Here is a 14,128-nt window from a genome sequence, read left to right as displayed (position 1 = left end):
TGCCCCCTCCTCCGTCGGGACGATGATCCCACCTGGTGTGTCACCCGTTCGGAACGCCCCGTCACGGGCCGCCCGTCACTGCTGTGAGCTGGGACGTTGGCGACGGGAGCGGCGGTTCCTGACATCACGTCAGCAGGCGGGGTGCGGCGTCGGCGCCTTTCCTCGGAGACACGGGCTCGCCAGTCGCGAGCCAGGAACAGCAGCACCCGTCCGGAGGAACCCCATGCGCTTCACTGCCCGCCCGCTGACCGGTACCGCGCTGGCGGTGCTGTGCCTCGGTGCCCTCGCCGTGCCGTCGGCGTACGCCGGTGACCACGAGTCTCTGGAGGTGTCCCCCGCCACCGCCTCACCGGGCACCACCGTCACCGTCAGCACCCGGGCGTGCGGGCCCAAGGGGCACGGCGTCGGTGACGCGCAGTCACTGGGCGCGGGCGACTTCAAGCTGCGGCCCGGCTCCCACAAGGAACTGGCGGTCGGCCGGTTCAAGGTGCCGGATCACGCCAAGCCCGGCACGTACGCGATCGGGGTGGCCTGCGACAACGGCAAGACAGCCAGCGGCGACCTGACGGTGGCCAAGCACCACGGAGGCGGCCACCAGCCCACCCGGGAGCCGGAGCGCGACTGGGGCCACGACCAGGGGCGGGACCAGGAACACGACGGGCCGCGCGGCCATGTGAAGACCGGCGTGGGCGGCAGCGTCGGTCCCGACACCACCAGGATCGCGGCAGGCGTCGCCCTGCTGGCCGCGGCGGCGGGCGGCGGCGTCTGGCTGCTGCGGCGTCGGACGACCGGCGGCTGAGGCGCCCGTCCGCTGCCCCCACACTCCCCGCCCCGCCGTGTGACCCCGAGACCGCGGCGGGGCGGGGGGACCCTCTCCCGAAGGACCCCTGGACGAGAAGGCCCGCCGTATGACCGGCTCCACCGACGCCCAGAGCAGGAGCAACAAGGGCTGGGGCATAGCCGTCGCGGCGTGCCTCGGCCTGTGGATGGTGCAGAGCGGGTCCGGTGAGGTGACCCCGCCGGCCCCGTCCGCCGCCGAGGCGTTCGCCGCCGGGCCGGGCTGGCACACGACGGCTGCCGCGGACCCACTGCCCGCGTCCGTGCCCGTACGGATCCGCATCCCGCGCATCGGTGTGGACGCCCCCGTCATCGGGCTCGGCCTGGGGCGCGACGGCAGTCTGGACGTCCCGCCCGCCGGGAACCGCAATGTGGCCGGCTGGTACGCGGACGGCACCCCGCCGGGCGCCGAGGGCACGGCGATCACGGCCGGGCACGTGGACGACGCGCGGGGTCCGGCCGTCTTCTACGCACTGGGCTCCCTGAAGAAGGGCGACCGGATCGAGGTGGACCGGCGCGACGGCCGCACCGCCGTGTTCACGGTGGACGCGGTGGAGGTGTACGACAACGACGCGTTCCCCGACCAGAAGGTGTACGGCCGGGCCCAGCGGGCGGAGCTGCGGGTCATCACGTGCGGGGGCGTGTACGCGCCGGGCGCGGGGTACCAGGGGAACGTCGTCGTGTACGCGCACCTGATCGGCGCGCGGTAGGGGTGGTCCCGCCGGGGACTCCTCCCCCGCCCCGTCCCTCCCGGAGCGGGTGCCCTCCCCGGGCCCTCACCGCGTCGGCGCCAGGGCGGCCGTAGGCCCCTCACCGGCCCCCGTCCGCTCCGCTGAGGTCAGCTTTCCCCCCGTGAAACACACCCGCACTCCCCGGGTAACACCGCCGACGCACGCTGCTGGGCATGAGCGAACGGATCGTGGTGGTGGGCGGAGGCACGGCAGGCGCACGCCTGGCCGAGCGGCTGCCTGTCACCCTGCTCGGCGAGGAGCCGCACGCCCCCTACAACAGGGTGCTGCTCGCGGACGTGCTGGCCGGCCGGTACGGGCCCGACGTGATCACGCTGCCGGCAGCCCGCGACGGGGCGGCCCGCCGCGGTGTGCGGGTGACCGGCATCGACCGGGAGACCCGCGAGGTGCGCTGCGCGGACGGGACGCGGGTCGCATACGACCGGCTGGTCCTGGCGACCGGGTCCAACCCGGTGCTGCCGCCGCTGCGCGGGCTGGCCGGGCAGCAGAGCCTCCCGGCCGGGGTGCAGGCGTTCCGGACGCTCGACGACTGTCTGGCGCTGGACGCGCTGGTGCGTCCCGGGGCGCGGGCCGCCGTGATCGGCGGCGGGCTGCTCGGGGTGTCCGCGGCACGGGCGCTGGCGGCGCGGGGCGCCGAGGTGGTGCTGGCCCAGCAGGGCGAGCACCTGATGGAGCGCCAGCTGGACCCGGACGCCTCGGAACTGCTGCGCGCGCATCTGGCGGGCCTCGGGGTGGAGGTGCACACCGAGTGCCGGGTGCGCGGGCTGAAGGTGGCCGACGGGGCGGTGACCGCCGTGGAGCTGGCCGACGGTTTCGTGCTGGACGCGGACCTGGTCGTGCTGGCCTGCGGGGTGCGCCCCCGGGTGGGTCTGGCCCTGGAGGCGGGGCTGGACGTGCGGCGCGGGATCGTCGTCGACGACGAGCTGCGCACCTCGGATCCGTACATCCACGCCGTCGGCGACTGCGCCGAGCACGACGGCCGGCTCTACGGGCTGGCGGGCGCCGCCCTGGAGCAGGCCGACGTCCTCGCCGAGCTGCTCCAGAGCCGCCCCGCCGCCTACCGGGGCACCCGCGCCCTGACCCGGCTCAGCCTGGACACCCTGGAACTGGCGGCGTTCGGGGAGGCCGTGCCGCAGCCGGGCGACGACACCGTACGACTGGCCGACGCGACCAGCGGGGCGTACCGGAAGGTCGTCGTCCGGGGGGACCGGCTGGTCGGCGGGGTCCTGCTCGGGGACCTCGGCGCGGTCGGCACCCTCGCCCGGGCGTGGGAGGGCGACGAGGCCCTCCCGGACGCTCCCCTGCTCCACCTGCTCACCCACGACGGAGGCTCCTGACATGCCGCACACGCCCGGGGCTGCGGACCCGAACCAGCCCACCATCGTCCTCGTCGGCCACGGCATGGTCGGCCAGCGCTTCCTGGAGGCCCTCGCGGAGCGCGGGGTGACCGCGCGGGCGCGGGTGGTCGTGCTGTGCGAGGAGCCGCGTCCCGCGTACGACCGTGTCCAGCTGACCTCGTACTTCTCGGGCAAGACGCCCGACGACCTGTCGCTGGTGCCCGAGGGGTTCATGACGGAGCACGGCATCGAGCTGTACACCGGCGACCCGGCGGTGAGCGTCGACCGTGAGGCCCGCACGGTCACCGCACGGTCCGGCGCGATCTTCCCGTACGACTCCCTCGTCCTCGCCACCGGCTCGTATCCGTTCGTGCCGCCCGTGCCGGGGAAGGAGGCGACGGGCTGCTTCGTGTACCGGACCATCGAGGATCTGCTGGCGATCGAGGAGTACGCGAAGGGCGCGAGGACCGGCGCGGTCGTCGGCGGCGGGCTGCTCGGTCTGGAGGCGGCGGGCGCGCTTAAGGGCCTCGGCCTGGAGACGCACATCGTGGAGTTCGCGCCCCGGCTGATGCCGGTGCAGGTGGACGAGGGCGGCGGCGCGGCGCTGCTGCGCACCATCGAGGGCATGGGCCTGTCCGTCCACACGGGCGTCGGCACCCAGGAGGTCGTCGCCGGGGACGGCGGGGCCGTGTCCGGGATGAAGCTGTCGGACGGCTCCGAACTGGCCACCGACCTGGTGGTGTTCTCGGCCGGTGTCCGCCCCCGCGACCAGCTGGGCCGGGACTGCGGTCTGGAGATCGGGGAGCGCGGCGGCATCGTCGTCGACGAGCGGTGCCGTACCTCCGACCCGGCCGTGTTCGCGATCGGAGAGTGCGCCCTCGCCGCCGACGGGAGGGTGTACGGGCTGGTGGCACCGGGGTACGAGATGGCGCTGACGGCAGCCGACACGATCACCGGGCAGGAGGCGTCCTTCACCGGGGCCGACACCTCCACGAAGCTGAAACTGCTGGGGGTGGACGTGGCGTCGTTCGGTGACGCGCACGGCACGGCCGAAGGCTGCCTGGACGTCGTCTACTCGGACTCGCGGTCGGGGATCTACAAGAAGCTGGTGGTGGCCGCGGACGGGGCACTGCTGGGCGGTGTCCTGGTGGGTGACGCGGACTCCTACGGGATGCTGCGTCCGCTGACCGGCTCGGTGCCGCCGGTGTCGCCCGAGCAGCTGGTGCTGCCCGCCGGGGCGGGCGCGCCGGCGGCACTGGGGCCGGAGTCGCTGCCGGACGACGCGGTGATCTGTTCCTGCCACAACGTCAGCAAGGGCGCGATCTGCGAGCACACGACGCTGCCCGAGGTGAAGAAGTGCACCAAGGCCGGTACCGGCTGCGGCAGTTGCGTGAAGGTGATCCAGCAGCTGCTGCCGAAGACCGGGGACGGCGGGCTGTGCGGCTGTTTCCCGAAGACGCGGCAGGAGCTGTACGAGATCGTGCAGGTGCTGCGCATCACCTCGTACGCCGAACTCCTCGACCGCTACGGGCGGGAGGAGGCGAAGGGCGGCGAGGGATGCGAGGTCTGCAAGCCGACGGTCGCCTCGATCCTGGCGTCCCTGTCGAACGGCTACATCCTGGACGGCGAGCAGTCGGCGCTCCAGGACACCAACGACCACTTCCTCGCCAACATCCAGAAGAACGGCTCGTACTCGATCGTGCCGCGCATTCCCGGTGGCGAGATCACCCCGGAGAAGCTGATCGTCATCGGTGAGGTGGCGAAGGACTTCGGGCTCTACACGAAGATCACGGGCGCGCAGCGGATCGACATGTTCGGCGCGCGGGTGGAGCAGCTCCCGGCGATCTGGGCGCGGCTGGTCGAGGCGGGCTTCGAGTCGGGGCACGCCTACGGCAAGGCGCTGCGGACCGTGAAGTCGTGCGTGGGCCAGACCTGGTGCCGCTACGGCGTACAGGACTCGGTGCGCATGGCGATCGACCTGGAGCTGCGCTACCGGGGCCTGCGGGCGCCGCACAAGCTGAAGTCGGCGGTGTCCGGCTGCCAGCGGGAGTGTGCGGAGGCCCAGGGCAAGGACTTCGGGATCATCGCCACCGCCAACGGCTGGAACCTGTACGTCGGCGGCAACGGCGGTGCCACGCCGCGCCACGCGGACCTGCTGGCCAAGGACCTGTCGGACGCCGAACTGATCCGTCTGATCGACCGGTTCCTCATGTACTACATCCGTACCGCCGAGCGGCTGGAGCGTACGGCTCCGTGGATCGAGCGGGTCGGCTTCGACCATGTCCGGGAGGTCGTGGTCGAGGACTCGCTGGGCATCGGTGAGGAGCTGGACGCGCTGATGGCCCGCCATGTGGCGGACTTCCGCGACGAGTGGGCGGAGACGCTGAACGACCCGGAGCGGCTGCGCCGGTTCGTGTCCTTCGTGAACGCCCCGGAGACCCCGGACCCGACGGTCCAGTTCGTGCCGGAGCGGGACCAGATGAAGCCGAACCTGACGATCCTCACCCTGGAAGGGGTCAGCGCCCGATGAAGCTCGAACTCTCCGCGCGGCCGGATGCCGACGAGTGGCTGCCGGTCTGCGACGTGGACGCGCTCACGCCCGGCAGGGGCATGGCGGCGCTGCTGCCGGACGGGCGGCAGGCGGCACTGTTCCGGGACCGGGCGGGACGGCTGTACGCGATCGACAACCGGGACCCGTTCACCGGAGCCCAGGTGCTGGCACGGGGGCTGATCGGGACGGTCGGCGGGCGGCCGTTCGTGGCGTCGCCGCTGCTGAAACAGCGCTTCGACCTGGAGACGGGGCGCTGCCTGGACGACGACGAGGTGACGGTCGCGGTGTTCCCGGTGCGGGCCGCCTGAGGGGGCGCGGACCGCGCGGGACCGGCGAGGCGGGCCGGGCGGGGGGCGCCCCGCCCGGTCGCTCGCGTGTCCGGCCCGTCCTGCGGCGGTCCCGGCGCGGTCAGCCCTGGGCCTGGCCGGCCTCCCGCATCTTCTCGACGTCCATCCAGACGATCTCCCAGATGTGGTGGTCCGGGTCCTGGAAGGAGCGGCTGTACATCCACTCCCCCATCTCCTGGGTCTGGTTGGCCGGGGAGCCGCCGGAGGCCAGAGCGGTGTCGACCAGTTCGTCGACCCGGGCGCGGCTGCCGGCGCTCAGCGCGATCATGGTCTCGCTGGTGGCGGCGTCCGCGATCCGCTTCTCGGTGAAGCTGCTGTAGAACGCCTCGGTCAGCAGCATCGCGAAGATCGTGTCGCTGAACACCAGGCAGGCGGCGTTCTCGTCGGTGAACTCGGGGTTGAAGGAGTAGCCGAGCTTGCCCCAGAACGCCTTGGTGGCCTCCAGGTCCTTCACCGGCAGGTTCACGAAGATCATCTGGTCGGTCATGGTGGTGCCCTTCCGTCGCTGTCGCGGTGGCTTACGGAGGGGTAGACCGGAGGCTGGACGGAAACTCATCGCGGCGGCCGAGGTTTTTCTCTCCGCCCGTACCACGGGTCAGCGGACCGTCCCGGGCGCCACCGGGGCCCGGTCCCGCGCCCGCGGGCGCCGCTGCTCGCGCATCAGTGACTGGGCGCCCCCGTGCAGCAGGGCCGCCCCCAGGGGCGTCAGGGTGTGCAGTACGGAGCTGCCCTGCCGCAGGGTGACGACCAGCCCCGCGTCCCGCAGCACACCCGCGTGCTGGCTGGCGGAGGCGAGCGAGACCCCGGCGCGGCGCGCCAGTTCACTGGTCGTACCGCCGTGGCCGATGGCCTTGAGCACGGCGGACCGCGTGTGGCCGACCAGCCGCCCCAGCGACCCGTCGGGTTCGACGGGCGCGGCCGGCGCCTCGGTGTGGGTCACCGGGTAGACGAGGACCGGCGGCAGTTCCGGGTCCCGGTACATCACCGCGGAGCCCCGGCAGAAGTACGAGGGCTGGAGCAGCAGCCCGCGCCCGTCCAGGTGGACGTCGCGGTCGACGGGGTAGTCCGCCTCCAGCACGGGCGACCGCCAGCGGAGCATCGGCGGCAGGGAGGCGAGCAGTTCCTCGGCGCCCCCGTCGAGCAGGGCCCGTCCGCGCACGGCCCGGTCGGCTTCGACGCGGGCCTGGATATACGTCCAGTAGGGCTCGACGGCGGCGCGGTGGTAGCCGCGCAGCGCCCCGAGGAGGCGGCTGAAGCCCTCTGGGCGCCCGTTCGCGAGCGCGGCCGTCCAGGAGGGCAGCGGGGCCGCCGCGGGACGCTCGGCGGCGAGCAGGGCCAGTTCGCCGTGTATCCGGTCGGACGGAGTGGCCCGCAGCGCCTCCAGGGCCGTGTCGAGGCCGTGCAGGCCCTGGGGCGGCGTCAGGAAGTCCGGGAAATAGCCGCGGGCCGGGACGAGCCCTCCCAGCAGCCGCGTTTCGCCGTTCAGCCGTGCACGGGTTTGGGAGCGCCATTCCCCGTAGACCAGCGCGCCCCGGCGGTCCCGCAAACGGTGAAAGCTGAGGACGGTTTCCCACAGCACGTCGGGCCGGGCAGCCATCCGGACCCCGGCGAGATCGGCACCGGTGAAATGTATACGAAGCACTGAACCCCCACCTGTTGCATCCGCAATCACCCCCCACCGATGAGTATGCATACCATCACAGGTTGTTACCACGGCATTTCAGCCACACTTGAAACCCATGGCCACAGGTGGGCCGGAACCGAAAAGCTGTACGGCGTCGGACAGGAAACCTTCAGGACCGAGGTGGCGTGTCGGAAGACCGTGGGGGGCTTCTCGCGCCCGGCGGCGGGCCTGAAAGGTTGCGGCTCTCCTGTCTGGCAGGGGTAATGGGGCGCGGTCGGCGGGTGGGGATCCGGTGGCCGCGCTCCGCCCATGTTTGCGGGCACCAAGACGGAGAATTGACGCGAAGTCACCCGTCGGTAAAAAGTCCGGTCTTCAACTTGCGAGAATTCAACCGGTCTTGTTTCAACAGGAACCTACAATTCCTGAAGTCCCGGCCCGGACGAAACAGCACGGGGCGGACACCTCCGCACAAGGTGTCCGCCCCGTCTTGGTGGAACCGGAGCCGCCGCCGATCGGTGAGGGTCGGGTGACAGACGGCGGCCCCGGTGGCCAAGGGGATGGCCGCCGGGTCGACCGGCGGCCCCGGGTGGGTCAGCGGCTGTCGCTGCCGGTGGCCTGGGCCGCGGCACGGCCGGCCTCCAGCCGGGCGACCGGGATCCGGAACGGCGAGCAGGAGACGTAGTCCAGGCCCACCTCGTGGAAGAAGTGCACCGACTCCGGGTCGCCGCCGTGCTCGCCGCAGACGCCGAGCTTGATGTCCGGGCGAGTGGCCCGCCCGGCCTCGACAGCCTGCCGTACGAGCGCGCCGACGCCGTCCTTGTCGATGGTCTCGAACGGGCTGACCCCGAAGATGCCCTTCTCCAGGTACGCGGTGAAGAAGCTGGCCTCCACGTCGTCCCGGGAGAAGCCCCACACGGTCTGGGTGAGGTCGTTCGTACCGAACGAGAAGAACTCGGCGGCCTCCGCGATCTGACCGGCGGTGACGGCGGCGCGCGGCAGCTCGATCATGGTGCCGAGGGCCAGCTTCAGCTCGACGCCGGTACGCCGCTGGACCTCCTCGATGACCTGCTCGGCCTCCTCGCGGACCAGCTCCAGCTCCTGCACGGTGCCGACCAGCGGGATCATGATCTCGGCGCGCGGGTCGCCCTTGGCGTCGATGCGCTCGGCGGCGGCCTCCGCGATGGCCCGCACCTGCATGGTGAACAGGCCGGGGATGACCAGTCCGAGGCGGACACCGCGCAGGCCCAGCATCGGGTTCTGCTCGTGCAGCCGGTGCACGGCCTGGAGCAGCCGCAGCTCGTTCTCGTGCGGCTCCTTCCGGGACTCCGCGAGGGCGACGCGCACGGACAGCTCGGTGATGTCGGGCAGGAACTCGTGCAGCGGCGGGTCCAGCAGGCGGACGGTCACGGGCAGGCCGTCCATGGCCTCGAACAGCTCGACGAAGTCCTTCTTCTGGAGCGGCAGCAGCGCCTGGAGGGCGTCCTCGCGCTCCTCCTCCGTGTCGGCCAGGATCAGCCGCTCGACGTACTGGCGGCGGTCGCCGAGGAACATGTGCTCGGTGCGGCACAGCCCGATGCCCTGAGCGCCGAACCGGCGGGCGCGCAGGGCGTCCTCGGCGTTGTCGGCGTTGGCGCGGACGCGCAGCCGGCGGCGGCGGTCCGCGTAGGCCATCATGCGGTGCACGGCCTCGACCAGCTCGTCGGCGTCGTCGGCACCGGCGTGCATCCGCCCCTCGAAGTACTCGACGACCGGCGACGGGACCACGGGTACCTCACCGAGGTACACGGTGCCGCTGGAGCCGTCGATGGAGATGACGTCGCCCTCTTCGACGACGTGCCCGCCGGGCACGGTCATCCGGCGGCGCTTGGTGTCGACCTCCAGCTCCTCGGCGCCGCAGACACAGGTCTTGCCCATGCCGCGGGCGACGACGGCGGCGTGCGAGGTCTTGCCGCCACGCGAGGTGAGGATGCCCTCCGCGGCGATCATGCCGTCCAGGTCGTCTGGGTTGGTCTCCCGACGGATCAGGATGACCTTCTCACCGGACCGCGACCACTTGACGGCGGTGTACGAGTCGAAGACCGCCTTGCCGACGGCCGCGCCCGGCGAGGCGGCGATGCCGCGGGCGACCTTCTCGCTCTTCGCCTTGTCGTCGAAGCGCGGGAACATCAGCTGCGCGAGCTGGGCGCCGGTGACCCGCTGGAGGGCCTCGGCCTCGTCGATGAGCCCCTGGTCGACCAGCTGGGTGGCGATCCGGAAGGCGGCGCCCGCGGTGCGCTTGCCGACGCGGGTCTGGAGCATCCACAGCTGGCCGCGCTCGATGGTGAACTCGATGTCGCAGAGATCCTTGTAGTGGTTCTCCAGCGTCTCCATGATCCCCATGAGCTGGTCGTACGACTTCTTGTCGATCGACTCCAGCTCCGCGAGCGGGACGGTGTTGCGGATACCGGCGACGACGTCCTCGCCCTGGGCGTTCTGCAGGTAGTCGCCGTAGACGCCCTGGTGACCGGAGGCGGGGTCACGGGTGAAGGCGACGCCGGTGCCGGAGTCCGGGCCGAGGTTGCCGAAGACCATGGAGCAGACGTTGACCGCGGTGCCCAGGTCGTGCGGGATGCGCTCCTGGCGGCGGTACAGCTTGGCGCGGTCGCCGTTCCAGGAGTCGAACACGGCCTTGATGGCCAGGTCCATCTGCTCGCGCGGGTCCTGCGGGAAGTCGCGGCCGGCCTCGGCCTTGACGATCTTCTTGAACCTGGTGACGAGCTTCTTGAGGTCCGCGGCCTCCAGGTCGGTGTCGACCGTGACCTTCTTGGCCTCCTTGGCCTTGTCCAGCGCCTCCTCGAAAAGGTCGCCGTCGACGCCGAGGACGGTCTTGCCGAACATCTGGATGAGGCGGCGGTACGAGTCCCAGGCGAAGCGCTCGTCGCCGGACTGCTTGGCCAGACCCTGGACGGACTTGTCGGAGAGCCCGATGTTCAGGACGGTGTCCATCATGCCCGGCATGGAGAACTTGGCGCCGGAGCGGACGGACACGAGGAGCGGGTTGTCGGCCTGTCCGAGCTGCTTGCCCATGGTCTTCTCGAGGGCGTCGAGGTGGGCGGTCACCTCGTCGCGCAGGGCGGACGGCTCGTCGCCGCTCTCCAGGTAGACCTTGCACGCCTCGGTGGTGATCGTGAAGCCGGGTGGCACCGGGAGACCGAGGTTGGTCATCTCCGCGAGGTTGGCGCCTTTACCACCGAGAAGGTCCTTGAGGTCCTTGTTGCCCTCGGTGAAGTCGTACACGAACTTCTGATCTTTGATTTCCGACACGGGTCTCGACTCCTCGAGGACTCGGTGGCTGCCCTGACGGCGAGGAACATACCCAGATCAAAGGCTTCTGGGTACGTACGCCTGCCTGTCGTACGGCCTTAACCGCCCGTCCGCCAGCGGATCGAAAGTTACGGACGGGTTGCTTCGTTAACCTGCGCCACTTCACGCCTTGAAGCATGGATCTTCAAAGGAGCGGGAGTAACGCTCACATGAGCGAAACGGAACCCCTTTGCGTTCAAGTCTTGAAGACATCAGTTCCTGGCACTCCGTGCCACCCTTCAATATCCGGAGTCGCCGTTAACGCGCTCATCTGAGCGCAACCCCTATCAGGGGTGGTGAGAATCACGCGCGCGGAGGCGCCCGCATCCCACGATCCGGACGCCCTCCGAGCCGCTTCCCCGGTACCCCTCCCACCCCGCCCGAACCCCGCCGGAGGAGCGGGCGGTGTCCTCGGCGACGTCGCGGCGCGCACGGGGCCGGAGTGCGGGGAGCCCGGGTCGCGGGCCCGTCTCCGCCGTGCCCCTCCCCGGGCCCGGGGCCCGCCCCGGCGCTCCCGGGTGGGCCGCACGAGGTGCCGGGTCCGTGGGCCGGACGACGGCGGGAGGACGCAGCGCGCCAGGACCGCACGACCGGGGCCGCAGCGGCCGTCGTGAGGAAGTGAACCCCCGGAGCACCCCGGCACCGCCCGCCGGGGGAGGGCGAGGCCCCCACGGCGGTTCAGCCTCCCGGGGCGGGGAGGCGACGCACGGCGCCGCCCTGCGGCAGCGCCGCGTCCGCACCGGACCGTGGACGGAGCGCGGGCCCCGCGGCGCGGGCGCGGGGCCCGCGCCGCGGGGCCCGGGCCGTACGGATCCGGTCTCAGCCGCCCGATGTGTCCTGTTCGGCGTCCTGGCTGACCGACGCGCAGTCGTACGGGTCCTTGAGCCAGCCGTCCGGGAGGACGACCCGGTTGTTGCCGGAGGTCCGGCCGCGGGGACCGTCCGCTCCGGCCGGCCATGCCTGCCCCAGGTCCAGTGCGCTCAGCTGAGCGCGCAGCTCGTCCAGGGACGAGGTCACCGCCAGCCGCTTCCGCATCTCGGAGCCGACCGCGAACCCCTTCAGGTACCAGGCCACATGCTTACGGAAGTCGATGACACCCCGCGCCTCGTCCCCGATCCACTCCCCCAGCAGCCGGGCGTGCCGCACCATGACGTCCGCGACCTCCCGCAGGGACGGCGCCGCCACCTCCCCCGTGCCGTCGAACGCCGCCACCAGGTCCCCGAACAGCCACGGACGCCCGAGGCACCCGCGCCCGACCACGACCCCGTCACAGCCGGTCCGGCGCATCATGCGCAGCGCGTCGTCGGCGCACCAGATGTCGCCGTTGCCGAGCACCGGTATCTCCGGCACATGCTCCTTCAGCCGTGCGATGGCGTCCCAGTCGGCGGTGCCGCCGTAGTGCTGGGCGGCGGTGCGCCCGTGCAGGGCGATGGCCGTGACGCCCTCCTCCACCGCGATCCGCCCCGCGTCCAGGAACGTCAGGTGGTCGTCGTCGATGCCCTTGCGCATCTTCATGGTGACGGGCAGATCACCCGCGTTGGTGACCGCCTCGTGCAGGATGGCCCGCAGCAGGGGCCGCTTGTACGGGAGGGCGGACCCGCCGCCCTTGCGGGTCACCTTCGGCACCGGGCAACCGAAGTTCAGGTCGATGTGGTCGGCCAGGTCCTCGTCCACGATCATGCGGACCGCCTTGCCGACGGTGACCGGGTCCACCCCGTACAGCTGGATCGAGCGCGGCGTCTCGCTCGCGTCGAAGTGGATCAGCTGCATGGTCTTCTCGTTGCGCTCGACCAGTGCCCGCGTCGTGATCATCTCGCTGACGAACAGCCCCTTGCCGCCGGAGAACTCCCGGCAGAGGGTGCGGAACGGGGCGTTGGTGATACCGGCCATGGGGGCGAGCACCACCGGCGGCTGCACGGTGTGCGGCCCGATGGACAGGGGGCTGAACGCGGTCATGCCCCCCATTGTCCCGTACGGCTGAGGCTCCCCCGCCGAGCCCGCCGACCCCGCCGACCCCGCCGAGCCCGCTGGTCCGCTCTGCCCGCGCGCCCGCCCGGCGTGCGGACCCGCCGGCCCGCGAGAGGCCCGGACCCCCTTCCGGGGGTCCGGGCCCAGGTCTCGTGCAGGAAGGCGGGTGTCAGTCCTTCTCTGTGCGCTCGCGCATCTTCCGGAGCAGCTCGGCCTTCTGGTCGGCGGCGGCCTTCTGGTGCCCGGCGCGGGCGGCGGGCGTGCCCTGCTGGTCCGCGCGGGACAGCTTCCTGCGCTGCCCGCCCACACCGAGCAGGTTGTTGCGGCTCTTGGCCATGGGGGTCTCCCCTCGTCGTGAGAAGTGGTTTCCGACAGTGGCTGGTGGCGTCTCACGGGCTGGTCAGGCCCGGCGCGCACCTCTCACTCGTAGATCGGGAGGTAAGAGAACATGTGCGGCACGCTACCGGGGCCGGGAGCGCCGAGCACCTGGTTTTCCCTCTGGATCCCTTGGTGATCATTTGGCCCCGCCATGGTCGTACTCCGGCCGTACGGCTGGCAGGCTTCCCCGCTGGACCGTACGGAAGATCCAGAACCATCCCGGGGGAACCCCATGACCGCTCAAGAAGCCCAGCCCGCCCTGCCCGCCGGCCCCGAAAGACCCGCGCCGCCGAAGCGCTCGGGAGGTGCCGCGGTGCTCGGCTGGGCGCTGACCATCAGCCTGAACGTGGTCGCCCCGGTCATCACGTACAACGTGCTGACCGAGGACCACGGCTGGAGCGAGTTCGCCGCGCTGCTCGTCAGCGGCGTCTGGCCGGTGGTGGACACCGCCGTCATGGTCGCCTGGCGCCGCAAGCTCGACGAGTTCGCCGTCGTCACGCTGGTCTTCCTGCTGATCACGGCCGTGGTCTCGCTGATCGGCCCGCACTCGGCCAGGGCCCTGCTGATCAAGGACTCGGGGGTCACCGGGCTGTTCGGCCTGCTGTGCCTCGGCACCCTGCTCGCGCCCCGGCCGCTGATGTTCTATTTCGGCCGCAAGTTCGGCACCGACGGCACCCCGGCGAGCACCGCCTGGTGGAACGGGATGTGGCAGTACGAGGGCTTCCGCTCGACGATGCGCACGATGACCCTGGTCTGGGGAGCCGCGTACGTCGCGGAGGCGGTGGTCCGGGTGGCACTCGTGTACGTGCTGAGCACCGGGACCATGGTGGCGGTCAGCCCCGTCCTGATCTACGGAGTGCTGGGCGCCCTCGCCGTGTGGACGGCCTGGTTCGGCAGGCGCCGGTCGGCCGAGGGACGCAGGCGCGCGGCGAGGGCGGCGGCCACGCCCACAGCGGCGTGACCGGGCGCACGGCATGAGGGAAGCCCCCGGTTCC

General features: G+C 71.8%; 11 protein-coding genes. 6 read left to right on the top strand and 5 right to left on the bottom strand.

The genetic code is table 11. The annotated features are described in order from the left end of the window. The first annotated feature begins 223 nt into the window (after positions 1-223). The 5 genes from I3F58_RS14070 (at position 224) to nirD (ending at position 5,782) form a co-directional block, all read left to right on the top strand. Positions 224-799 carry a hypothetical protein gene (locus I3F58_RS14070; protein WP_240108768.1) on the top strand — a complete coding sequence of 192 codons (576 nt, stop codon included), beginning with the start codon at positions 224-226 and terminating at the stop codon, positions 797-799. Positions 800-908: 109 nt separating this feature from the next. Then, complete coding sequence (locus tag I3F58_RS14065; protein ID WP_240108767.1) at positions 909-1,547, top strand: class F sortase; 639 nt, start codon at positions 909-911, stop codon at positions 1,545-1,547. 194 nt (positions 1,548-1,741) lie between these two features. After that, positions 1,742-2,923: an NAD(P)/FAD-dependent oxidoreductase gene (locus I3F58_RS14060; RefSeq protein WP_240108766.1), complete on the top strand. Its 1,182-nt coding sequence runs from the start codon at positions 1,742-1,744 to the stop codon at positions 2,921-2,923. A 1-nt stretch (position 2,924) separates the two neighbouring features. After that, entirely contained in the window at positions 2,925-5,453 is a 2,529-nt protein-coding gene (nirB, locus tag I3F58_RS14055; RefSeq protein ID WP_240108765.1) for a nitrite reductase large subunit NirB, read from the top strand. After that, positions 5,450-5,782, top strand: a complete 333-nt coding sequence (nirD, locus tag I3F58_RS14050) for a nitrite reductase small subunit NirD (protein WP_240108764.1) — start codon at positions 5,450-5,452, stop codon at positions 5,780-5,782. The genes nirB and nirD overlap by 4 nt, the downstream gene beginning before the upstream one ends. Positions 5,783-5,882: 100 nt before the next feature. Here the strand turns inward: nirD and I3F58_RS14045 are convergent, their stop codons facing one another. The 5 genes from I3F58_RS14045 to I3F58_RS14025 form a co-directional block, all read right to left on the bottom strand. Beyond that, positions 5,883-6,308, bottom strand: coding sequence for a VOC family protein (locus I3F58_RS14045; protein WP_240108763.1), 426 nt, complete (start codon positions 6,306-6,308; stop codon positions 5,883-5,885). A 108-nt stretch (positions 6,309-6,416) separates the two neighbouring features. Further along, positions 6,417-7,463: a helix-turn-helix transcriptional regulator gene (locus tag I3F58_RS14040; RefSeq protein ID WP_240108762.1), complete on the bottom strand. Its 1,047-nt coding sequence runs from the start codon at positions 7,461-7,463 to the stop codon at positions 6,417-6,419. Between the two features lie 573 nt (positions 7,464-8,036). Next, entirely contained in the window at positions 8,037-10,748 is a 2,712-nt protein-coding gene (ppdK, locus tag I3F58_RS14035) for a pyruvate, phosphate dikinase (protein ID WP_240108761.1), read from the bottom strand. Between the two features lie 858 nt (positions 10,749-11,606). Then, positions 11,607-12,743: a tRNA dihydrouridine synthase DusB gene (gene dusB, locus I3F58_RS14030; RefSeq protein ID WP_240108760.1), complete on the bottom strand. Its 1,137-nt coding sequence runs from the start codon at positions 12,741-12,743 to the stop codon at positions 11,607-11,609. Positions 12,744-12,924: 181 nt separating this feature from the next. After that, on the bottom strand, positions 12,925-13,092 hold the full coding sequence (locus I3F58_RS14025) for a DUF6243 family protein (protein ID WP_240108759.1): 168 nt from the start codon (positions 13,090-13,092) through the stop codon (positions 12,925-12,927). A 273-nt stretch (positions 13,093-13,365) separates the two neighbouring features. On the opposite strand from I3F58_RS14025, the gene I3F58_RS14020 reads away from it, so the two are divergent. Further along, positions 13,366-14,094, top strand: a complete 729-nt coding sequence (locus tag I3F58_RS14020) for a VC0807 family protein (protein ID WP_240108757.1) — start codon at positions 13,366-13,368, stop codon at positions 14,092-14,094. Positions 14,095-14,128: the final 34 nt, after the last annotated feature.

Source organism: Streptomyces sp. MUM 203J (assembly GCF_022414595.1).
Lineage (GTDB): Bacteria > Actinomycetota > Actinomycetes > Streptomycetales > Streptomycetaceae > Streptomyces.
Note: the sequence above shows the minus strand (reverse complement) of the source record. Positions and strands in the feature narration are given on the sequence as shown.

Coding starts and splice junctions, on each gene's coding strand:
- I3F58_RS14020 (WP_240108757.1), top strand. CDS start 13,366: ATGACCGCTCAAGAAGCCCAGCCCGCCCTGCCCGCCGGCCCCGAAAGA.
- I3F58_RS14045 (WP_240108763.1), bottom strand. CDS start 6,308: ATGACCGACCAGATGATCTTCGTGAACCTGCCGGTGAAGGACCTGGAG.
- I3F58_RS14060 (WP_240108766.1), top strand. CDS start 1,742: ATGAGCGAACGGATCGTGGTGGTGGGCGGAGGCACGGCAGGCGCACGC.
- dusB (WP_240108760.1), bottom strand. CDS start 12,743: ATGACCGCGTTCAGCCCCCTGTCCATCGGGCCGCACACCGTGCAGCCG.
- nirB (WP_240108765.1), top strand. CDS start 2,925: ATGCCGCACACGCCCGGGGCTGCGGACCCGAACCAGCCCACCATCGTC.
- nirD (WP_240108764.1), top strand. CDS start 5,450: ATGAAGCTCGAACTCTCCGCGCGGCCGGATGCCGACGAGTGGCTGCCG.
- I3F58_RS14025 (WP_240108759.1), bottom strand. CDS start 13,092: ATGGCCAAGAGCCGCAACAACCTGCTCGGTGTGGGCGGGCAGCGCAGG.
- I3F58_RS14070 (WP_240108768.1), top strand. CDS start 224: ATGCGCTTCACTGCCCGCCCGCTGACCGGTACCGCGCTGGCGGTGCTG.
- I3F58_RS14065 (WP_240108767.1), top strand. CDS start 909: ATGACCGGCTCCACCGACGCCCAGAGCAGGAGCAACAAGGGCTGGGGC.